Genomic DNA, 19492 nt, shown 5'->3' with positions numbered 1-19492 from the left:
CGATGCAACCTCAGGAGAGCGTGGAATATCACAGGCGGAGACAGCCCGAATGGCGCATTGTACACGACATATCAGGGTGGTGGAATCATCGCGCCGGGAGATAAAGCAAGGAAAACGGGATGATAGCCTATTTGCTGTAAGGGAGGTGTAAAAAAGCGCAAAACATTGGCCGAACGAGATGCATCGTCCGGCTGACATTTAGTGGGATTCTGGCTCAACCCGAAGCGCATCGGGCGGCAACATAATATTCAGGATCACCGGCTGGAAAGCTTCGCCCTCGCCAAAGCGCATCGAAACGCCTTTGGCTACGATAAAGCCGCCGATTCCGCCTAACAGCGCGCCACAGGCTGCGGCCAGATCGGTATGAAACAGCATCTGAAACAGCCCGGCCAGCAAAAACAGCCCTAACAACGGCGTCATATAAACCAATAGCGCAGAGCTTAACAGGCTGCTTTCACGAATGCCTAACTCAACCCGTTGACCGGGCTGCAGCGGCTGTTCACTGGCAATCTGCATCACGTGCGCATTTTTTGGCCCCAGCTTGTTCAGCATTGCGCTGCCGCAGCCTTTGCGCGCTGAACAACTGTTACAGGTGGTTTTCACTTCCGAGTGGAGCGTGGCGATGCCATCCTGCCACGCAACTACGGTGGCCCATTCTCTCATCATCGTTGTGTACCTAAGTTGATACTGTCGGCGATACGCTTCGCCGTAGAGGGCGGCAATTCGCCAACAATGGTAATTTCAGTATTGTTGCGGGTAGCAGTTTGCACCGTGCGACGACCAGTACGCAATAGCTGCGTCGTGCTGTTTTTATCCGCCGGGCTGACGTTAATTGAAAAACTAAATAGCCCGTCTGAATAGAACCTTGATTCCACAAGCTTATTGATAGATGGCAGCGAACGTCGGCTTTGCGCCACCTCTTTCATACCAGCAGGCAACCAGACGGGCTGCCAGTTGAAAGAAACTTTTTGCGCTTCAGGCACCGAGAGCGACGGCGGCAAATCTGCCTTCTCCAGCCCCTGCATTAAATTGCGCACGCCTTCATCAACGGCAAAGCTGACCACACGATACTGTTCCAGCGTTTCACCATCGCGATCGAGCAGATCGATACGCAACGGCAGCCGGGTTTCGCTATCCAGCCACACAATGTAGCTGTAACGCGTACCGTCGCGCGCCACAATGCGCACCACTTCGCACAGCTGATCGGCAATACGCGTGCGCCCAACGGGCACAAAATCATAGCTGGTGGTTAAGTGTTTGAAATCGGCGTAAACCACTGAGGGAAGCGCATCAACGATATGCGAGCCGGGCAGCGAGAAAGGCTCCAGCCCCGGTTCAAAGTAGCTGATATCCTTGCCACGCTGAATCACTTCCCGACGCGGCCCATCCATCTGCAACAGCTGGGCATAAATCTTGTTATCAATTACCGCATGGCGATAGCGTAACGATTCAATACCCAACCGGGAGACAGTGATGTAGGCGAGTTCATAATTGAGAGATTGGCTGGCCTGTTCCATCTGTTGTAACAACGCCCCGGATGCAGTTTCCTGCGCCGGGGCGACGGACGGATAAAACAGGCCGCCAGCCAAAAGGCTAACGACACACCAGAGCTGCTTCATTACTGCTGCTGTATTCCTAACGACTGATTTCCTGGAACCTGAACCTGCGCCTGTTGTGGGCCGTTCGCATCAAACTGCATCTGTTCGGTATGTAAACGACGCTGTAGTTCGTAATCCTGCAGCATGGCATTTACCCGACGACGCTGCTCCTGCACTTGCTGGCTGGCGCTGTTGGTGTCAAAGCTTTCAGAAGGCACGCCCAGGCTAACCGGTGAAGCCTTGCCCATCATTGGAAGCGTATTGAATACGGGCGCTTCTGAGCCCTGGCTGGCATCCTGCGACTGGTTATAATGCTGTACGCCAACAATAACCGCCAGAGAGACACAGGCCGCCATGCCAACCTGGGTAATTTGCGCAGCCCACGGGCCCATTTTTTTCCAGAAAGGCATTTTTTCCCAGCGCGCAGGTTCTGGCTGCGCTTCCGGGATAAGCGTAGTGATATTACGCACCGGCTCTTGTTCGATAGCAGCGGCAACGCGCGCGGCAATATCGAAATGCACGGTTTCGCCCACGTCACCACGCAACGTATCGCGGATAAGATGATAGCTTTCCCATCTTTGTTGCAGCGTAGCGTCTTTAGACAATGCGGAAATCACTTCGTTGTCCAAAGTTTCGCCATCCATTAAAGCGGAAAGTTTTTCTTTCTGCATGCCTTAGTACCCTTCCTGTATCCGTTATTTCTAACGTTGGATAAGTGGTTGAACTTTGTTATCGATGGCCTCTCGTGCGCGAAAAATACGCGAGCGGACGGTGCCGACCGGACAATCCATGATGGCAGCTATCTCTTCATAGCTTAGACCATCCAGCTCCCGCAGCGTGATCGCCATACGCAGATCTTCCGGGAGCGATTCAATGGTACGGAACACTACCTGTTTCAGTTCATCAGACAACATTAGATTCTCAGGGTTCGAAATTTCTTTCAGCGCCCCGGCGCTTTCAAAATTTTCAGCCTCCATCGCATCCACATCGCTGGATGGCGGGCGTCTCCCCTGAGCAACCAGATAGTTTTTCGCGGTGTTAACGGCAATACGGTATAACCAGGTATAAAACGCGCTATCGCCGCGAAATGAATCAAGCGCACGATAAGCCTTAATAAAAGATTCTTGTACCACATCGGGTACATCGCCTGACGGTACGTAGCGCGAAACCAGGCTCGCCACTTTATGCTGGTAACGTACGACCAGTAAATTGAATGACTTCTGATCTCCTTTCTGTACCCGTTCAACGAGAATCTGATCCGTTAATTGCTCGCTCATCCGAGGTAATATCTCCTCAAATCATTCTCCACGCATAAATGAACCACCAGCAATCACTCAACTTTATGAGCAAGCTTTCGTTAGAGCCGGTCATAAGACAATAGTTCAGTTAAGCCACTTTTTTGTTGCGTCACCGGGTACTTTTACCTAACAAAACATTTAAATATGCTGAGGAAACGCACGGCGCCGACCTGTTTTTCATCATTAACCGGCTATCTGACGTAAGCCGCAGAGTACCCGATGCGCATGACATTTTCATCAATAACGCATAATTATTGCACCTTGTTCGCCATAATAAACAAATCACCGTTAAAACAGCCATTTCTCAGACTTTTCAAAGCAAAGAGCGATAAGGCCAGTGGTAAAACAAATGTTACTTTGCTTTAGATCGTGCTTTCATCATGTTTAATCTCTTTTTTAATCTGCTTTTTCCGCTTATGCTCGCATGACCACTTGTTTAGTAAAATAAACACCATGAGCGATATTTCTGATTACCAGTGCGATGTGTTGATTATTGGCAGCGGCGCGGCAGGTTTGTCATTGGCGCTGCGGCTGGCAGAGACGCAACAGGTTACCGTGTTAAGTAAAGGGCCGGTCAGCGAAGGTTCAAGTCTCTATGCACAGGGCGGTATTGCCGCCGTTTTTGATGAGATGGACAGCATCGAATCTCACGTAGAGGATACGCTGATTGCCGGAGCCGGGCTGTGCGAGCGCGAAGCGGTGGATTTTATCGCCAGCAATGCGCGCCACTGCGTCGAGTGGCTCATAAAACATGGCGTCGCCTTCGATAAAGAAACCCAGCCTGACGGCGAGGAACGTTATCACCTGACACGCGAAGGCGGTCACAGTCATCGTCGCATTTTACACAGCGCGGACGCCACCGGGCGCGAAGTGGTGACCACGCTGGTGAGCCAGGCGCTAAGTCATCCCAATATTCGCATTCTGGAACGTACGAATGCCGTCGATCTTATTCTTTCTGACCGGCTGGGCATGTCCGGGCCACGCCGTGTGCTGGGGGCCTGGATTTGGAATCGTAATCGGGAGCAGGTGGAAACCTGTAGCGCACGTGCCGTGGTGCTGGCCACCGGTGGCGCGGCCAAAGTTTACCAGTACACCACCAATCCTGACGTCGCCTCCGGCGATGGGGTTGCTATGGCCTGGCGTGCCGGTTGCCGCGTGGCCAATATGGAATTCAACCAGTTTCATCCGACCTGTCTCTATCATCCTCAGGCGCGCAATTTCTTATTAACCGAGGCGCTGCGTGGCGAAGGCGCTTATTTGCGCCGTCCTGACGGCAGCCGTTTTATGCCTGATTTTGATGAGCGCGCCGAGCTGGCACCGCGCGATATTGTCGCGCGCGCGATCGATCATGAAATGAAACGGCTTGGTGCCGAATGTATGTATCTGGATATCAGCCATCAGCCCGCTGATTTTATTCGCGCTCACTTTCCGATGATTGATGAGAAGCTCCGCTCGCTGGGTTTTGATTTAACCCGCGAGCCGATACCGATTGTGCCGGCGGCCCATTACACCTGTGGCGGCGTTATGGTTGATCATCATGGTCGTACCGATGTGGCGGGCCTCTACGCCATCGGAGAAGTGAGCTATACCGGTTTACATGGCGCTAACCGCATGGCGTCGAACTCACTGCTGGAGTGTCTGGTATATGGCTGGTCTGCCGCAGAAGAGATGGGGCGTACGCTGTCGCATATTGCGCGTATCGACAGGCTACCGGCATGGGATGAGAGCCAGGTAGACGATTCGGACGAACGGGTCGTGATCCAGCACAACTGGCATGAGCTGCGGCTGTTTATGTGGGATTACGTTGGTATTGTGCGCACCACCAAACGCCTGGAGCGCGCCAGCCGCCGCATTGCTCTGCTCCAGCAGGAAATAGAAGAGTATTACCGCCATTTCCGTATCTCGAACAACCTGCTGGAGCTAAAGAACCTAGCGCAGGTTGCCGAACTGATTATCCAGAGCGCCATGCTGCGTAAAGAGAGCCGGGGCCTGCACTTTACGCTCGACTATCCCGCCACACTGCCGGATTCAGGCCCAACGATCCTGACGCCGCCGGGTTACATAAACAGATAAAAGTCCTGCGTCAGGCTGCAGAAAGCCGGGGAGTAACGCTGGTCTGGCCCGCGAATGACCATGTGCTCTTGTAACAGCTCTCCCGCAACCGGCGAAAACCCCAGCAGCACGCGATGCGGCAGTCGTGTGCTGTTTTCCGCCACATCATTACGGAAACGCAGATGCCAGCCACGCGCCAGCGCCATGCTGACGAACCGCTTGCCCTCTTCTTCCGGCAATACCACGCAAAAGAAGCCCTCTTCGCCAATCAGCGTTTCCGCGCACTGCAATAAACTTTCATGGTTCAGGGTATGCGTGGCGCGCGCCTTATCCCGTGCGGATGAAGCACAGGCTGGCCCCGGCGTAAAATAGGGCGGATTGCTGACAATCAGCGAATAACGTTGTTCCTGACGTTTTGCCCAATCAATAATATCAGCCTGATGGATATGAATACGCTGCGCCCAGGGCGAACGCGCAGCATTTTCGGCTGCCTGCGCTGCCGCCTCTGGCTCCAGCTCTACAGCATCAATCGCTACTGCTTCGGCGGTGCGCTGCGCCAGCATTAATGCCAACAGACCGCTGCCGCTGCCGATATCCAGAACACGCGCAGCCTGCGCCACCGGAGCCCACGCGCCCAGCAAAATGCTGTCGGTGCCAACTTTCATTGCACAGCGATCGTGTGCGATAAAAAAGCGTTTAAAAGTAAAACCGTTGCCACGTAACTGGCGTTTTGATTGCGACATAATCAGGACCAAAGACAAAAACGGTGCCAGCATAGGGGAAATAAGAAAGGGTTAAAAGCGATAAACTGCCGACAAACAGATGAAGATCGTCGCTAATCTGTCTATAATCAGCGCCCCAAACTGAGGTAGAACATGACCGCAACCACATTCTCCGAACTCGAACTTGACGAAAGCCTGCTGGATGCCCTGCAGGACAAAGGCTTTTCCCGCCCTACCGCTATTCAGGCAGAAGCGATTCCCCCTGCGCTGGATGGTCGCGACGTGTTGGGTTCAGCACCAACCGGGACCGGGAAAACGGCGGCTTATCTTTTGCCTGCGCTGCAACATCTGCTGGATTTCCCGCGTAAAAAATCTGGTCCGCCACGGGTATTGATCCTGACGCCGACGCGCGAACTGGCGATGCAGGTTGCCGATCAGGCGCAGGAGCTGGCTAAGCATACTCAGCTGGACATCGCCACCATTACCGGCGGCGTGGCCTATATGAACCACGCTGAAGTATTCAGCGAAAACCAGGATATCGTGGTAGCCACCACGGGACGCCTGCTGCAATACATTAAAGAAGAAAACTTCGACTGTCGGGCGGTAGAGATCCTGATCCTCGACGAAGCGGACCGCATGCTGGACATGGGTTTTGCGCAGGACATCGAGACTATCGCGGCGGAAACGCGCTGGCGCAAGCAAACCATGCTCTTTTCTGCCACGCTGGAAGGCGACGGCATTAAAGATTTCGCCGAACGTCTGCTCAAAGAGCCGGTGGAAATCGATTCGGATCCTTCACGTCGTGAACGTAAAAAGATCCAACAATGGTATTACCGCGCAGACGATGTTGCCCATAAGACCAAATTGCTGGTGCATCTGCTGAAACAGCCGGAAGCCACCCGCTCTATCGTCTTTGTGCGTAAGCGCGAGCGTGTGCATGAACTGGTCGGCTGGCTGCGTGAAGCCGGTATTCAGACCAGCTATCTGGAAGGCGAGATGGTGCAGGCAAAGCGTAACGAAGCGCTGAAGCGTCTGATGGATGGTCGGGTTAATGTGCTGGTAGCCACCGATATAGCCGCACGCGGCATCGATGTGGATGACGTTAGCCATGTGTTTAACTTCGATCTGCCTCGCACGGCGGATGTCTATTTGCACCGTATTGGTCGCACCGGCCGCGCGGGTCGTAAAGGCACGGCGCTGTCGCTGGTCGAAGCGCACGATTATCTGCTGCTGGAGAAAATCAGCCGCTACATCAGTGAGCCGCTGAAAGCGCGCACTATTGATGAGCTGCGCCCGGCCACGCGCGCGCCCAGCCAGAAATTAAAAGGCAAGCCGTCGAAGAAAGTGCTGGCGAAGCGTAAAGAGAAAGAGAAGAAAAAAGAAGAAGAGAACAAGCCACGCGTTAAAGTACGTCACCGCGACCGCAAAAATATCGGGAAGCGACGCAAACCTGCCGCCGCTAACGGTAGCGATACGAATAAAGATGGTGCTGAATAATTGCACCGGGCAACAAAAAACCGCCGATAATTGGCGGTTTTTTTTCAGGCTGAGCGAGGGAATCGGGGCCTGTCTGCAAGTTTTGACGCCAACCCGTTAAAAAGCTTAAAGATTGTCAGGCGTTAAACGATAAGCGTTTACAGACTATTGTTTCTGAATCTCTTTTCCCCTTTCTGGCGCGCTGCTTTTTTCAACGCGCCTGCAACCTTCAGAACCTTTTTAGCTTACAGGCTCTCAGTAAAAGTACGAGTAATGACATCACGTTGCTGTTCAGGAGTCAGAGAATTAAAACGTACGGCATAACCTGATACGCGGATGGTCAGCTGCGGATATTTTTCCGGATGCTTAACCGCATCTTCCAGCGTTTCACGACGCAGCACGTTAACGTTCAGATGCTGACCGCCTTCCACGCGTACCTGCGGTTTCATTTCCAGCGGGACTTCGCGATACTCGAACTGTCCGAGATCGCTTACCGGGACAATCTGATCTTCGGTGTAATCGCCTTTTGCACAGACGCAACGCGCTTCAGCCTTTTCATTATCCAGCAGCCAGAACGAATTAAGCAGTGCGTTGTTATTGGTTTTTGTAATTTGAATACCTGTAATCATATTTGCCTCCCAGGCGTAATGACGCCAACGCCATGACGGCGTCAGATTTGCGTTTAAAAAACGTCCGTCTGTTTATATACCAATGCATTGCCCGACCAACTTTGATACAAATCAATTAAATGCCTGGTGCCAGGATTGGCATAAAGCTAAATTTTTGTTTTGAATCAATTTTCCTGAATAAATTATTTTTGTAAATTTTCAATTTATTTTGGGGGTTGCTCATGCGCGCAGAGTCGCTACTCTGTTGTTTTACTTTAAGAAGGAAGAACGTCATGGATAAAGCAGTAACCTGGCATGATGTGCTGGCAACGGAAAAAGAGCAGCCCTATTTTACTGAAACGCTGAAGATGGTGGCACAGGAGCGCGCGGCAGGCGTTACGGTTTATCCGCCGAAAGAAGATGTGTTTAACGCGTTTCGTCTGACCGAACTCAACGATGTAAAAGTAGTTATTTTAGGGCAGGATCCCTATCACGGCCCTAACCAGGCGCACGGTCTGGCATTTAGCGTCAGGCCTGGCGTTGCGGTTCCGCCTTCATTAATGAATATGTATAAAGAACTGGAGCAGGATATTCCCGGCTTTACGCGTCCGAATCATGGTTTTTTAGAGAGCTGGGCAAAGCAAGGCGTGCTGTTGTTGAATACGGTATTAACTGTCGAGGCGGGCAAAGCGCATTCCCATGCGCGTTTTGGCTGGGAAACCTTTACCGATCGGGTGATTGCCGTTATTAACGAGACGCGTGAAAACGTGGTGTTTTTACTCTGGGGCTCACATGCGCAGAAGAAAGGCAGTATTATTGATACGCAACGGCATCATGTGCTGAAGGCACCGCATCCCTCCCCGCTTTCTGCCCATCGGGGATTTTTTGGCTGCAGGCACTTTTCCCGCACCAATGAGATTCTGGCGCAGCAGGGCGACAAGCCAATTGACTGGACGCCACATCTTCCCTGAAACAACCGCGCCGTGACTGAGCCACGGCGCGAGCAGAATTAGCCTTTGGCTTTCGCCACGGCAACCATCGCCGGGCGCAGCAAACGACCATTCAGGGTATATCCGCGCTGCATCACCATCATAACGTGGTTCGGCGCAACGTCGTCCGATTCCATCATCGACATCGCCTGATGAACATCGGGATTAAACGGCACATTGGTTTCACCTACCACCTCAACGCCGAATTTACGTACCGCAGCCAGCAGAGACTTCAGCGTCAGCTCGATACCTTCGATCATCGCATTCAGGTCTGGATTGGTTTTATCCGCCACTTCCAGCGCACGCTCCAGGCTATCGATCACCGGAAGCAGCTCATTAGCGAATTTTTCCAGCGCAAACTTATGCGCTTTTTCCACATCCAGTTCGGTACGGCGGCGGATATTTTCAATCTCTGCCTGCGCACGCAGCTGAGCATCACGTACGCCGTTCTGTAATCCGGCCAGCTGCTCTTCAAGCTGAGCAATACGTTCATCACGCGGATCCACCACGTCTGCTTCAGACTCTGCCGTCTCCACGCTCTCGTTTTGCTGCTGTTCCATTTCAATCTCGTCTGAGACTTGCTCGTTTGGTGCTTTCTGATCTTTACTACTCATGAATTTCTCCGCGTTTTGCACATTCATCTCGCTGGTTCGCTTATTATGGGGATCAGATTAATGGTTTCAAGGGAACCAGTCACAATGTCAGGGCAGAATTGCCTCATGAGGAAGACCAGCATAATGAACAAACATTTCCAGTGCATCGGCATCGTCGGACATCCCCGTCATCCTACCGCCCTGACCACTCACGAAATGCTCTGGCGCTGGCTTAGCGAGAAAGGCTACGAAGTTATTGTTGAACAACAAATTGCGCGTGAGCTGTCGCTGGAACATGTGCAAACCGGCTCGCTGGCGGAAATTGGTCAACGCGCCGATCTGGCGGTGGTGGTCGGCGGCGATGGCAATATGCTGGGCGCGGCGCGCGTACTGGCGCGTTACGATATAAAAGTTATCGGCATCAACCGTGGCAATCTGGGCTTTCTCACCGATCTGGACCCCGATAACGCGCAACAGCAGCTGGATGATGTGCTGCGCGGCGAATACATCACAGAAAAACGTTTTCTGCTGGAAGCGCGCGTGTGTCGTGGCGAAGGCGCGCCGCGTATTGGCACCGCAATTAATGAGGTGGTGCTGCATCCGGGCAAAGTGGCGCATATGATTGAGTTTGAGGTTTATATCGATGAGAACTTCGCGTTCTCGCAGCGCTCTGACGGGCTGATTATCTCTACGCCTACCGGCTCTACCGCCTACTCTCTTTCGGCTGGCGGCCCAATTTTAACGCCATCGTTGGATGCCATCGCACTGGTGCCAATGTTTCCGCATACCCTTTCCGCCCGTCCGCTAGTCATTAACAGCAGCAGCACCATCCGCCTGCGTTTCTCCGACCTGCGCAACGATCTGGAGATCAGCTGTGACAGTCAAATCGCGCTGCCTATCCAGGAAGGCGAAGATGTGCTGGTACGCCGTAGCGACTATCACCTCAACCTAATCCACCCAAAAAACTACAGCTATTTCAATACGCTAAGTTCTAAACTCGGCTGGTCGAAAAAATTATTTTAAAAAGCGCAACGTGCCGCTTTACTGTATATAAAACCAGATTATACTGTACGAAAAACCATGTCTGTGTTTATGTACAGGAAGGCACATATGCTGGCCCAACTCACCATCAGTAATTTTGCAATTGTTCGCGAGCTGGAAATTGATTTTCAACGTGGCATGACCGCGATTACCGGGGAGACCGGTGCTGGTAAATCCATTGCTATCGATGCGCTGGGCCTCTGTCTGGGCGGCCGTGCTGAAGTGGATATGGTGCGCCAGGGCGCTAATCGTGCCGATCTCTGCGCCCGCTTTAATCTGAAAGATACGCCTTCAGCCCTGCGCTGGCTGGAAGAAAATCAGCTGGACGACGGCCAGGAGTGCCTGCTGCGCCGCGTAATCAGCAGCGATGGCCGCTCCCGTGGTTTTATCAACGGCACCGCAGTGCCCCTCTCTCAGCTGCGCGATTTAGGCCAGCTGCTAATTCAGATTCATGGGCAGCATGCGCACCAGCTGCTGTTAAAACCGGAACATCAAAAATCTTTGTTGGACGCCTATGCCGATCAGCCGCTGCTGATGCAGAGCATGGCGGCCAACTACCGTCAGTGGCATCAGAGCTGTCGCGCACTGGCACAGCATCAACAGCAGATGCAGGAACGCGAAGCAAGACGCGAGCTGTTGCAATATCAGCTAAAAGAGCTGAATGAGTTTGCCCCAGTCGCCGGTGAGTTCGAACAGATTGACGAGGAATACAAACGCCTCGCCAACAGCGGGCAGCTGCTTTCCACCAGCCAGCAGGCGCTTCACTTGCTGGCCGATGGCGACGACAGTAATTTGCAAAGCCTGCTCTATACCGCACGTCAGATGATGGGCGAACTGGTCACGATGGATGAAAAACTGAGCGGCGTGCTGAACATGCTGGAAGAAGCCTCCATCCAGATTAGTGAAGCAAGCGATGAGCTTCGTCATTACTGCGATCGTCTTGATCTCGATCCCAACCGGCTGTATGAGCTGGAGCAGCGTCTGTCACGTCAGATAAGCCTGGCGCGTAAGCATCACGTTGCACCAGAGGCGTTACCGGCCTTCCATCAGCAACTGTTGGACGAAGAACAACTGCTGTCGCAGCAGGAGAGCGATCAGGAAACGCTGAGCATGGCGGTAACGCAGCATCATCAGGCGGCACTTGCCAGCGCACAGAAGCTGCATGAGCAACGCGCGCATTACGCGCAAGAGTTAACTCAGCTGATTACCGAGAGCATGCATGCGCTCTCAATGCCGCACGGTCAGTTTACTATTGCCGTACAGTTCAACCCTGAGCAACTCACCGCTGAGGGCGCGGATCGCATCGATTTTCGCGTTAGCACTAACCCGGGTCAGCCGTTACAGCCGTTGGCTAAAGTGGCTTCCGGTGGTGAGTTGTCACGTATTGCTCTGGCGATTCAGGTTATCACCGCCCGTAAGATGGATACGCCAGCGCTGATTTTCGATGAGGTGGATGTGGGTATCAGCGGGCCGACGGCCGCAGTGGTTGGCAAGCTGTTGCGTCAGTTGGGCGAATCAACGCAGGTTATGTGCGTCACGCACCTGCCGCAGGTGGCGGGTTGTGGTCATCATCATTTCTTCGTCAGCAAAGAGACTGACGGCGCGATGACTGAAACCCACATGCAGCCGCTGGATAAGCGTGCACGCCTGCAGGAACTGGCGCGTTTGCTGGGCGGCAGCGAAGTGACGCGGAATACGCTGGCGAATGCGAAAGAGCTTTTAGCGGCCTGATATGCACTTTTTTACATTCCTGCGGTCATATGCTTGCTCTGTAAAGGTTTCCAACTGCGGTCAGGTTTATTATCATCGACAGCTTGTCGCCTGAATGAAACACATTGATCGCAGGCTGTGTTCAGACCGTGCTGGCACCAAACTCGCCTGTTTAAAAGGCGTTGAGCCTAAAAAAGGAATGTATAAATGCGCTGTAAAACGCTGACTGCTGCTGCAGTGTTACTTCTCATGATGACTGCTGGCTGTTCCACTCTGGAGCGCGTGGTTTACCGTCCTGATATCAATCAGGGTAACTATCTCACAACCACTGACGTTGCCAAGCTGCGCGTGGGCATGAACAAACAGCAGGTTGCCTATACGCTGGGTACGCCGATGATGAGCGATCCATTCAGCAACAATACCTGGTATTACGTATTCCGCCAGCAGCCTGGCCATGAAAAAGTAACCCAGCAAACGCTGACGCTGACTTTCGACAGTAGCGGCGTTCTGACCAATATCGATAATAAACCGAACCTGAGCGGCAACAAAGCTAACAACTAACCTGTTGTCGGGTATAAAAAAAGGCGCTGAAAGCGCCTTTATTTTTTTGCCGAACGTTCAGCACGCTGCCGTCGCAGCTCTTTCGGATCGGCGATAAGCGGACGATAAATTTCCACGCGATCGCCATCGTTAACCTCGTCCTGCAGTTTTACTGGTCGGCTATAGATGCCAATTTTATTCTGCGTCAGGTCAATATCATGACGCAACTCCAGTAAGCCGGACGCGCGGATAGCCTGTTCAACGCTGCTGCCTTCTGCCAGCGTTACCTGGCGCACATACTGTTTTTCCGGCAGCGCATAGACTACCTCAACAGTGAGCTCAGGCACGGTAAACCTCTTTTGCACGCTGGGTAAAGGCCTGAACCATACTGTTTGCCAGCTCTTTAAAGATACGGCCAAACGCCAGCTCAACCAGCATGTTAGTAAATTCGAACTCCAGATTGAGCTCAACTTTACAGGCATCGTCACCCAGTGAGGTAAAAGTCCAGCCGCCGGTTAGCTTACGGAACGGACCATCCACCAGCTGCATGCGGATGCTTTGATTACTGGTGAGCATGTTATGCGTCACGAACGTTTTGCTGATACCAGCTTTAGAAACATCGACCGACGCCGTCATCTCCTGTTCGGAAGCGGACAGCACACGGCTTCCCGAACAACCAGGCAAAAATTCCGGATAGGCATCAACATCGTTAACTAACTGGTACATTTGTTCAGCACTGTAAGGCACGAGTGCAGAACGGCTAATCTGGGCCATATCGTTTCCTGTGATTCCTAAAACGTACAAATAATAGCATTTTCAACAGCCAAACAGAAATTCTCTAAGTCGCAAGGCGTGCTAGAATAGCTTTTTTTCCCGGCGAATTTGGGACCGGGGATGCGATTAACACTGGTCTGATGTAAACTAAGTTGCACTATGACAAAGAAAAAAGCACATAAACCTGGTTCTGCCACTATTGCCCTTAACAAACGCGCCCGCCATGAATACTTCATTGAAGAGGAGTTCGAAGCGGGAATGGCGCTACAAGGATGGGAAGTTAAATCGCTACGCGCCGGTAAAGCCAACATCAGCGACAGCTATATTCTGCTGCGCGACGGTGAAGCTTATCTGTTCGGTGCCACCTTTCAGCCGTTGTCGGTCGCATCCAGCCATGTTGTCTGCGATCCTACGCGTAACCGTAAGCTGCTGCTAAATCAGCGCGAGCTGGACAGCTTGTACGGCCGCGTTAATCGCGAAGGCTATACGGTTGTTGCGCTGTCGCTCTACTGGAAAAACGCCTGGTGCAAGATTAAAATTGGCGTTGCGCGCGGTAAGAAACAGCATGACAAGCGTGAAGATGTAAAAAGCCGCGAATGGCAGCTGGATAAAGCACGCATTATGAAGAATGCCCATCGCTAAGCGCTGGATTGACCAAACGTTTTTTGCTATACTCTTTAATTCTTGGGGCTGATTCTGGATTCGACGGGATTCGCGAAACCCAAGGTGCATGCCGAGGGGCGGTTGGCCTCGTTAAAAGCCGCAAAAAAATAGTCGCAAACGACGAAAACTACGCACTAGCAGCTTAATAACCTGCTTAGAGCCCTCTCTCCCTAGCCTCCGCTCTTAGGACGGGGATCAAGAGAGGTCAAACCTAAAAGAGATCGCGTGGATATCCTGCCTGGGGTTGAAGCGTTAAAACTAATCAGGCTAGTTTGTTAGTGGCGTGTCCGTCCGCAGCTAACAAGCGAATGTAAAGACTGGACTAAGCATGTAGTACCGAGGATGTAGGAATTTCGGACGCGGGTTCAACTCCCGCCAGCTCCACCAAAATTCTCCATCGGTGATTACCAGAGTCATCCGATGAAGTCCTAAGAGCCCGCACGGCGCAAGCCCTGCGGGCTTTTTTGTGCCCTCAATTTGTCCCGCGAAGTCTGATGCCAACTAATTAAATCCAAACCTTTTAGGCACCTTGTTAGGCACCTCATAAAGCATTATTGTTTTTGAGGTGCCTAAAACTATGGAAACCCGGCAATGGCAAGACAAACCAAACCTCTCTCCGTTAAGGAAATCGAATCTGCCAAACCCAAGGAAGCGGACTATGTGCTCTATGATGGCGATGGCCTTGAGCTACTGATCAAATCCAGCGGGAGTAAAATCTGGCAATTTCGCTACATTCGCCCCGTCACCAAGAAGCGAGCGAAAAAGAGCATTGGCCCCTACCCGTCAGTTACGCTTGCCGATGCTCGAAGCTATCGGGCAGAATCCCGTTCTCTCCTTGCGAAACAAATCGATCCCCAGGAACATCAGCAAGAACAACTGCGTAGTTCGCTTGAAGCCAAAACTAATACTTTCCAGCTCGTGGCGGAACGTTGGTGGAATGTGAAGAAAGCCAGTGTTACCGAGGACTATGCAGAGGATATATGGCGCTCTCTTGAAAGAGATGTCTTTCCAGCGATTGGTGACGTCAGCGTTACAGATATCAAAGCTCATACGCTGGTTCAGGCCGTGCAACCAGTACAAGCCAGAGGTGCACTGGAAACTGTTCGTCGCCTTTGCCAACGCATCAATGAGGTCATGATCTATGCCCAAAATACGGGGCTGATTGATGCTGTTCCCAGTGTCAATATTGGCAAGGCATTCGAGAAGCCGCAGAAGAAAAACATGCCCAGTATTCGTCCGGATCAGCTGCCTCAGTTAATGCAGACGATGCGAACGGCCAGCATTAGCCTTTCAACAAGGTGCCTGTTCATGTGGCAGCTTCTTACCATCACCCGCCCTGCTGAAGCGGCTGAGGCTCGTTGGGAAGAGATAGACATGGAGGCACGAGAATGGAAGATTCCTGCATCACGCATGAAAATGAACCGCGACCACACTGTTCCATTGTCAGATGAAGCAATCGCAGTTTTGGAAATGATGAAACCGTTAAGTGGCAATCGGGAATTCATATTTCCCAGCCGTATCAAGCCTAACCAGCCAATGAATAGTCAGACAGTTAACGCATCACTAAAGCGTGCGGGCTTTGGCGGAGTGCTGGTTTCGCATGGCCTGCGATCTATCGCCAGTACGGCCCTTAACGAGCAAGGCTTTCCACCTGATGTTATTGAGGCGGCACTAGCTCATGTTGATAAGAATGAGGTTCGGCGTGCTTATAACCGCAGCGACTATCTTGAACAACGTCGCCCAATGATGCAATGGTGGGCTGACTTCGTAACTAACGCTGAAGCCGGGAAAGCACACAAGGGAACTTTGCGATTGGTCGGGTAACATCATATTAACAATGCAAAAATGGAGTGTCTTAGGCGCTTCATTTTTTTTTCTTAGTCCGAACCGTATTATTAAATGCTTCTCGAAGCAACTCATCTTTGTAGGCCCATTGTTTCAGCGTTGTCACTAAATTTTCATGGCTTAAATCAATCCTCTTCCCAAGATGATTTTGGTCTTCAATAAACTGCCAAAGTTCATCTACTATAGCCTTTACCGCCATAGATCTATTTCCCCATCCACCCTTGGTTGGGGCGTTTTCGTACAACAATTTTATAGCCTGCTCTTTAACTGGGATATTCAGCGCGGCCTTCGCAATACCGCCTTTGATGGCCCCCTGTGTTCTGTACCAATCAGACAACCCCATTGTTATTGTTTGGCTGAGCGTCATACACATCCCTCTCGCAGCCTCAACATGACTTACCGCCTTAAAAAGAGCTTTGAGTGATTCGCAATCATTTACATTGCGCAAATATATTCCTTTCTGACGCTCTCTAAGAGCACTCTCTAACTGTTTATAAAAAGACCCGAAAGCACTAGGCCATCCATCACTATTTTTTCGGTTGAGCCTTGGATCTAAAGAAGTGAATGAAAGTTCCACTCTGAAAAAAGGGTCCGCCGATGTGAATTCATCATTGAGCTGTTCCAGAAAAACCTTAATGTCAGGATTTTCGTAGTCCAACATGGGCCACGCTGATTCCCAGGGCGTATTTTCTACCCAGTTTGGTATCGTTCCACGTACGTCATCAAAGCTTTTTATCAAAAAATCGTAAGTTTCTTTAAAATTCATCTCATTAAAATCAATAAGTTACACCATCTCGTTTCAAAATAAAAAAAACAAGAAGGCACAAATGTTTTTTAAAAACGACCACATCCTTAATCTTCCTGCATCCAAACCAATGTGATTCAGGAGAACAAGCCATGACATCATCTAATGTAAAAATTCTACGCCTACCCGCTGTCGCCCTTAAAACGGGTCTTGCCAGGTCCACAATTTATGACTGGATCAATCCAAAATCGCCTCGCTTTGACCCAACGTTTCCAAGACCAAGGTGTTTGGGGAGTCAGTCTGTAGGATGGCTAGAGGCTGAACTTGATGAATGGATTCTACAACGAATCCACTCCATTCCCTGAATAATTATTTAAAAGCAGGTGGATAAGTTAACGTACATTTTTTCTTACGCTGCTATTCCGCTATTAATAGCAACAATAGCAGGCTGTACATAACGTATTATCATTTTCAGGAGGGCAAGATGGAGTGTGAAGGGAATATTCCTATCCAGAGATGTAAGCCAGATTTTCAAGGGGTAGTTAACGAACTTGTCGCTAATATGAAGATCCCACAGCCTATGGCCACCGTCGCGGTGATATCAGCCATGTCTCTTGCTTGTCAGGGGATAATTAATGTTCGCTTGATAGGAGACTTAGTAAGACCGGTAGGGCTGTACACTGTTATTGTTGCAGAATCAGGGGAAAGGAAAAGCGCGACTGATAGTAAGGTAAATGCACCGTTTTATGAATCTGACAACGAACAGCATGAAATCTATCTAAAAAAAATGGAGGAATACACTCAGGCATATGCATTTTATCAAGAGCATCTAAAGGTGTTACGTACAGAGTTCAAGGCTCTGGTTCGCAAGAAAGAATGCACGAAAGAGTTGGAACACGAAATCTGTATACTAAGGAAATCACGCCCTGAAATGCCGGTTCAGCATCAGTTCCTAGTATCTGATATTACACCTGCGGCGATGAAAAAGAGCTTTTCAGGAAAACAAAAGTCATTTGGCCTGATATCGCATGAAGCAGGTAATATTCTTGATGGACATGCCGGGCGCGATTTGTATCTCCTGAACATGGGATGGGATAACTCTACTATATCAGTTAAAAGGAAGAATGAACCTGAGCTACGAATAAAAGATGTTCGACTTACAGCATCTTTGATGACGCAAATGTCAGTACTTAAAAAATTCTTATCGAAGAAAAAAGGGCTTCCACGAGGCAGTGGATTTCTGGCGAGAGTATTGATCTGCTATCCAAAATCAACACAAGGAACCCGTTTCATTGAAGATGAGGGGATATCAACAAGATATATTGCAATGTTCCATCAAAGAATCAGAAGCTTAATCAGAGAGACGCTGGCTATACAAGACAGTGGGGAAAGAAAGTGTTTGAGATTTACTGTTGAAGCTCAAAAATCATGGATTCAAATTGCGAATGAAATTGAATCTCATCTTAATAAAGGTGGTTTACTGGAAGATTTCAAGGATTATGGCTCAAAGATGGCTGAAAATATCGCCAGGATGGCAGCAGCAATGCATTATTTCGAAGGATCTTTCGGAAATATACCAGAAAGCACGCTCCAAGCTGCAAAAGATATATGCTTCTGGTTTGCTGATGAACATATTAAAATATTCCGAGAAATTAATGGAATGAAAATAACACCAAATCTTGAACGTGAGCTTTTATGCTGGATAAGGAACCGATGCAACGCCCGGTTCGCTAAAGAAGGAAAGAATTATATTTCTAAAAATGATGTATTGCAGTATGGACCTGCGCAATTAAGAACTAAAGCTGCGGCTGATGAAATCCTGGAGCGATTACTGAAAAAAAATGAGATTCAGCGAGGAATAATTAATGGCGTAACCTGCATCAGAATATTCGATGTGGTTGAAGCGGCACTTGAAGCACTTGATTTTACATACTGATCTTAAAACAAGCTAATTGGAGAGTAACTTTTAAACAGTCAACACCGGCTGGGGCTGCATTTATCTAATATTTATATGTTGGATAGGTATTATAATGGCCTTCTATCACCACTACTAATTAACAATCATGTGAGTTGTGATACCAAGTAATAATCAGATCGCTGAAGTATGGGGATACTACAATCTGATGCCATAATATGCCTAAATCTATCGCAGTGTGCAACCCAGCCTGTGTGGCAATCATTAATACGGTCTTAAGAGACCGTAGGACCCGCTACATAGGAATACTGACATGAGTTATGTACAACTTTATCGAATGAAAATAAATGAACTACTGAATGCAATGACGAACAAATATCCAAGAGTCACCGCTATCAGGGCGGATGCTCATTTCCCAGGGATTGTTGATCGTGGTGATAATATTTGCTGCTTTCATAATCTGGAGCATGGTGAAATTACCCGTTTTTGTAAGTCGATGAAAGCTAAGATTATAGCCGACATTGAAAGAAAAGAGCGTGAAGGCATACGTGTTTACAGGGGCACAATGATTATTATATGGGCAAGAGAATTTTCTTTATCAGGAAAATGCCATTACCATCTTTGCCTACTCTTCAACAAAGATGCCTATTATCATCTCGGTGATTACAAGCGGGAAAATACGTTAAGGTCAATGATCATCGGAGCCTGGTACAGCGCAATGGGACTGCAACTGGACGATTACCCAGGTTTGGTGCATTTTCCGGAGAACTGCCGCTATGTGTTGAATTCCAGCCATCCGAATTTCCAGGCACACTACCAAGAGTTACTGAACCGCCTCGATTATCTTGCCAAAACAGAAACCAAAATCTTTGGCGAGGGGTATCGCAATTTCGGCTATTGCCAAGTCGATTTCTGATTCAAAT

21 protein-coding genes and 1 other RNA gene are annotated in these 19492 nt (G+C 50.1%); 12 read left to right on the top strand and 10 right to left on the bottom strand.

Going from position 1 to position 19492, the window contains the following annotated elements; all coding sequences use genetic code 11:
* Nucleotides 1-198: 198 nt before the first annotated feature.
* From rseC to rpoE, 4 genes are read right to left on the bottom strand one after another with little or no spacing between them, the layout of a single operon-like run.
* Nucleotides 199-666: a SoxR-reducing system protein RseC gene (gene rseC / locus ACQE3Z_RS00560; protein ID WP_426971619.1), complete on the bottom strand. Its 468-nt coding sequence runs from the start codon at nucleotides 664-666 to the stop codon at nucleotides 199-201.
* The gene (rseB, locus tag ACQE3Z_RS00555; protein ID WP_426971617.1) at nucleotides 663-1619 is read right to left on the bottom strand and encodes a sigma-E factor regulatory protein RseB; all 957 of its coding nucleotides are present in this window, start codon (nucleotides 1617-1619) and stop codon (nucleotides 663-665) included. Before rseB ends, rseC begins: the two co-directional genes overlap by 4 nt.
* On the bottom strand, nucleotides 1619-2269 hold the full coding sequence (gene rseA, locus ACQE3Z_RS00550; RefSeq protein ID WP_426971615.1) for an anti-sigma-E factor RseA: 651 nt from the start codon (nucleotides 2267-2269) through the stop codon (nucleotides 1619-1621). The genes rseB and rseA overlap by 1 nt, the downstream gene beginning before the upstream one ends.
* 30 nt (nucleotides 2270-2299) lie before the next feature.
* Nucleotides 2300-2875: an RNA polymerase sigma factor RpoE gene (rpoE, locus tag ACQE3Z_RS00545; protein WP_085070649.1), complete on the bottom strand. Its 576-nt coding sequence runs from the start codon at nucleotides 2873-2875 to the stop codon at nucleotides 2300-2302.
* Nucleotides 2876-3349: 474 nt separating this feature from the next.
* On the opposite strand from rpoE, the gene nadB reads away from it, so the two are divergent.
* Complete coding sequence (nadB, locus tag ACQE3Z_RS00540) at nucleotides 3350-4969, top strand: L-aspartate oxidase (RefSeq protein ID WP_426971614.1); 1620 nt, start codon at nucleotides 3350-3352, stop codon at nucleotides 4967-4969.
* Here the strand turns inward: nadB and trmN are convergent.
* Complete coding sequence (gene trmN, locus ACQE3Z_RS00535; protein ID WP_426971613.1) at nucleotides 4954-5724, bottom strand: tRNA(1)(Val) (adenine(37)-N(6))-methyltransferase TrmN; 771 nt, start codon at nucleotides 5722-5724, stop codon at nucleotides 4954-4956. The genes nadB and trmN overlap by 16 nt on opposite strands.
* 99 nt (nucleotides 5725-5823) lie before the next feature.
* Here trmN and srmB point away from each other — a divergent pair, with 99 nt between their 5' ends.
* Nucleotides 5824-7167 (top strand): ATP-dependent RNA helicase SrmB, encoded by a 1344-nt coding sequence (srmB, locus tag ACQE3Z_RS00530; protein ID WP_426971611.1) that lies wholly within the window; start codon nucleotides 5824-5826, stop codon nucleotides 7165-7167.
* 224 nt (nucleotides 7168-7391) lie between these two features.
* Here srmB and grcA read toward each other — a convergent pair whose 3' ends face one another.
* Entirely contained in the window at nucleotides 7392-7775 is a 384-nt protein-coding gene (gene grcA, locus ACQE3Z_RS00525) for an autonomous glycyl radical cofactor GrcA (protein ID WP_426971609.1), read from the bottom strand.
* Nucleotides 7776-8047: 272 nt separating this feature from the next.
* Between grcA and ung the strand changes: the two genes are divergently transcribed.
* Nucleotides 8048-8725 (top strand): uracil-DNA glycosylase, encoded by a 678-nt coding sequence (ung, locus tag ACQE3Z_RS00520; protein ID WP_426971607.1) that lies wholly within the window; start codon nucleotides 8048-8050, stop codon nucleotides 8723-8725.
* Between the two features lie 38 nt (nucleotides 8726-8763).
* On the opposite strand, the gene grpE is transcribed toward ung, so the two are convergent.
* Nucleotides 8764-9357, bottom strand: coding sequence for a nucleotide exchange factor GrpE (gene grpE / locus ACQE3Z_RS00515; RefSeq protein WP_250650629.1), 594 nt, complete (start codon nucleotides 9355-9357; stop codon nucleotides 8764-8766).
* A 123-nt stretch (nucleotides 9358-9480) separates the two neighbouring features.
* Between grpE and nadK the strand changes: the two genes are divergently transcribed.
* From nadK to bamE, 3 genes are all read left to right on the top strand, one after another.
* Nucleotides 9481-10359 carry an NAD(+) kinase gene (gene nadK, locus ACQE3Z_RS00510; protein WP_085070638.1) on the top strand — a complete coding sequence of 293 codons (879 nt, stop codon included), beginning with the start codon at nucleotides 9481-9483 and terminating at the stop codon, nucleotides 10357-10359.
* An 87-nt stretch (nucleotides 10360-10446) separates the two neighbouring features.
* Entirely contained in the window at nucleotides 10447-12108 is a 1662-nt protein-coding gene (gene recN / locus ACQE3Z_RS00505) for a DNA repair protein RecN (RefSeq protein WP_426971605.1), read from the top strand.
* 186 nt (nucleotides 12109-12294) lie between these two features.
* Entirely contained in the window at nucleotides 12295-12648 is a 354-nt protein-coding gene (gene bamE / locus ACQE3Z_RS00500; protein ID WP_426971604.1) for an outer membrane protein assembly factor BamE, read from the top strand.
* Between the two features lie 38 nt (nucleotides 12649-12686).
* Here bamE and ACQE3Z_RS00495 read toward each other — a convergent pair whose 3' ends face one another.
* Together ACQE3Z_RS00495 and ACQE3Z_RS00490 are read right to left on the bottom strand one after the other, a co-directional pair.
* On the bottom strand, nucleotides 12687-12974 hold the full coding sequence (locus ACQE3Z_RS00495) for an RnfH family protein (protein WP_426971602.1): 288 nt from the start codon (nucleotides 12972-12974) through the stop codon (nucleotides 12687-12689).
* The gene (locus ACQE3Z_RS00490; RefSeq protein ID WP_085070630.1) at nucleotides 12967-13401 is read right to left on the bottom strand and encodes a type II toxin-antitoxin system RatA family toxin; all 435 of its coding nucleotides are present in this window, start codon (nucleotides 13399-13401) and stop codon (nucleotides 12967-12969) included. Before ACQE3Z_RS00490 ends, ACQE3Z_RS00495 begins: the two co-directional genes overlap by 8 nt.
* A gap of 159 nt (nucleotides 13402-13560) precedes the next feature.
* Between ACQE3Z_RS00490 and smpB the strand changes: the two genes are divergently transcribed.
* The 3 genes from smpB to ACQE3Z_RS00475 all read left to right on the top strand — a co-directional run bounded on the left by smpB (nucleotide 13561) and on the right by ACQE3Z_RS00475 (nucleotide 15888).
* A complete protein-coding gene (gene smpB / locus ACQE3Z_RS00485; RefSeq protein WP_085070628.1) occupies nucleotides 13561-14043 on the top strand; it encodes an SsrA-binding protein SmpB in 483 nt (160 codons plus the stop codon).
* Nucleotides 14044-14087: 44 nt separating this feature from the next.
* Nucleotides 14088-14451: a transfer-messenger RNA gene (gene ssrA, locus ACQE3Z_RS00480) on the top strand.
* 204 nt (nucleotides 14452-14655) lie between these two features.
* Entirely contained in the window at nucleotides 14656-15888 is a 1233-nt protein-coding gene (locus tag ACQE3Z_RS00475; protein ID WP_426971601.1) for an integrase domain-containing protein, read from the top strand.
* Nucleotides 15889-15928: 40 nt separating this feature from the next.
* Here the strand turns inward: ACQE3Z_RS00475 and ACQE3Z_RS00470 are convergent, their stop codons facing one another.
* A complete protein-coding gene (locus ACQE3Z_RS00470) occupies nucleotides 15929-16675 on the bottom strand; it encodes a hypothetical protein (RefSeq protein WP_426971599.1) in 747 nt (248 codons plus the stop codon).
* Nucleotides 16676-16806: 131 nt separating this feature from the next.
* Here ACQE3Z_RS00470 and ACQE3Z_RS00465 point away from each other — a divergent pair, with 131 nt between their 5' ends.
* The 3 genes from ACQE3Z_RS00465 (at nucleotide 16807) to ACQE3Z_RS00455 (ending at nucleotide 19485) form a co-directional block, all read left to right on the top strand.
* Nucleotides 16807-17019: a helix-turn-helix transcriptional regulator gene (locus ACQE3Z_RS00465; RefSeq protein WP_426971598.1), complete on the top strand. Its 213-nt coding sequence runs from the start codon at nucleotides 16807-16809 to the stop codon at nucleotides 17017-17019.
* Nucleotides 17020-17138: 119 nt separating this feature from the next.
* Nucleotides 17139-18590, top strand: coding sequence for a YfjI family protein (locus ACQE3Z_RS00460; RefSeq protein WP_426971597.1), 1452 nt, complete (start codon nucleotides 17139-17141; stop codon nucleotides 18588-18590).
* 292 nt (nucleotides 18591-18882) lie between these two features.
* Nucleotides 18883-19485 (top strand): inovirus Gp2 family protein, encoded by a 603-nt coding sequence (locus ACQE3Z_RS00455; RefSeq protein ID WP_426971596.1) that lies wholly within the window; start codon nucleotides 18883-18885, stop codon nucleotides 19483-19485.
* Nucleotides 19486-19492: the final 7 nt, after the last annotated feature.

The organism is Pantoea sp. FN0307 (genome assembly GCF_050113815.1).
Lineage (GTDB): Bacteria > Pseudomonadota > Gammaproteobacteria > Enterobacterales > Enterobacteriaceae > Mixta > Mixta alhagi.
Note: the sequence above shows the minus strand (reverse complement) of the source record. Positions and strands in the feature narration are given on the sequence as shown.

Bases quoted from the DNA above. Each gene is read 5' to 3' on its own strand.
- trmN (WP_426971613.1), bottom strand. From the start codon at position 5,724: ATGCTGGCACCGTTTTTGTCTTTGGTCCTGATTATGTCGCAATCAAAA.
- rseC (WP_426971619.1), bottom strand. From the start codon at position 666: ATGATGAGAGAATGGGCCACCGTAGTTGCGTGGCAGGATGGCATCGCC.
- nadK (WP_085070638.1), top strand. From the start codon at position 9,481: ATGAACAAACATTTCCAGTGCATCGGCATCGTCGGACATCCCCGTCAT.
- ACQE3Z_RS00475 (WP_426971601.1), top strand. From the start codon at position 14,656: ATGGCAAGACAAACCAAACCTCTCTCCGTTAAGGAAATCGAATCTGCC.
- ung (WP_426971607.1), top strand. From the start codon at position 8,048: ATGGATAAAGCAGTAACCTGGCATGATGTGCTGGCAACGGAAAAAGAG.
- ACQE3Z_RS00470 (WP_426971599.1), bottom strand. From the start codon at position 16,675: ATGAATTTTAAAGAAACTTACGATTTTTTGATAAAAAGCTTTGATGAC.
- recN (WP_426971605.1), top strand. From the start codon at position 10,447: ATGCTGGCCCAACTCACCATCAGTAATTTTGCAATTGTTCGCGAGCTG.
- ACQE3Z_RS00460 (WP_426971597.1), top strand. From the start codon at position 17,139: ATGGAGTGTGAAGGGAATATTCCTATCCAGAGATGTAAGCCAGATTTT.
- rseA (WP_426971615.1), bottom strand. From the start codon at position 2,269: ATGCAGAAAGAAAAACTTTCCGCTTTAATGGATGGCGAAACTTTGGAC.
- smpB (WP_085070628.1), top strand. From the start codon at position 13,561: ATGACAAAGAAAAAAGCACATAAACCTGGTTCTGCCACTATTGCCCTT.
- ACQE3Z_RS00465 (WP_426971598.1), top strand. From the start codon at position 16,807: ATGACATCATCTAATGTAAAAATTCTACGCCTACCCGCTGTCGCCCTT.
- grpE (WP_250650629.1), bottom strand. From the start codon at position 9,357: ATGAGTAGTAAAGATCAGAAAGCACCAAACGAGCAAGTCTCAGACGAG.
- nadB (WP_426971614.1), top strand. From the start codon at position 3,350: ATGAGCGATATTTCTGATTACCAGTGCGATGTGTTGATTATTGGCAGC.
- ACQE3Z_RS00455 (WP_426971596.1), top strand. From the start codon at position 18,883: ATGAGTTATGTACAACTTTATCGAATGAAAATAAATGAACTACTGAAT.
- ACQE3Z_RS00490 (WP_085070630.1), bottom strand. From the start codon at position 13,401: ATGGCCCAGATTAGCCGTTCTGCACTCGTGCCTTACAGTGCTGAACAA.
- grcA (WP_426971609.1), bottom strand. From the start codon at position 7,775: ATGATTACAGGTATTCAAATTACAAAAACCAATAACAACGCACTGCTT.
- bamE (WP_426971604.1), top strand. From the start codon at position 12,295: ATGCGCTGTAAAACGCTGACTGCTGCTGCAGTGTTACTTCTCATGATG.
- rpoE (WP_085070649.1), bottom strand. From the start codon at position 2,875: ATGAGCGAGCAATTAACGGATCAGATTCTCGTTGAACGGGTACAGAAA.
- rseB (WP_426971617.1), bottom strand. From the start codon at position 1,619: ATGAAGCAGCTCTGGTGTGTCGTTAGCCTTTTGGCTGGCGGCCTGTTT.
- srmB (WP_426971611.1), top strand. From the start codon at position 5,824: ATGACCGCAACCACATTCTCCGAACTCGAACTTGACGAAAGCCTGCTG.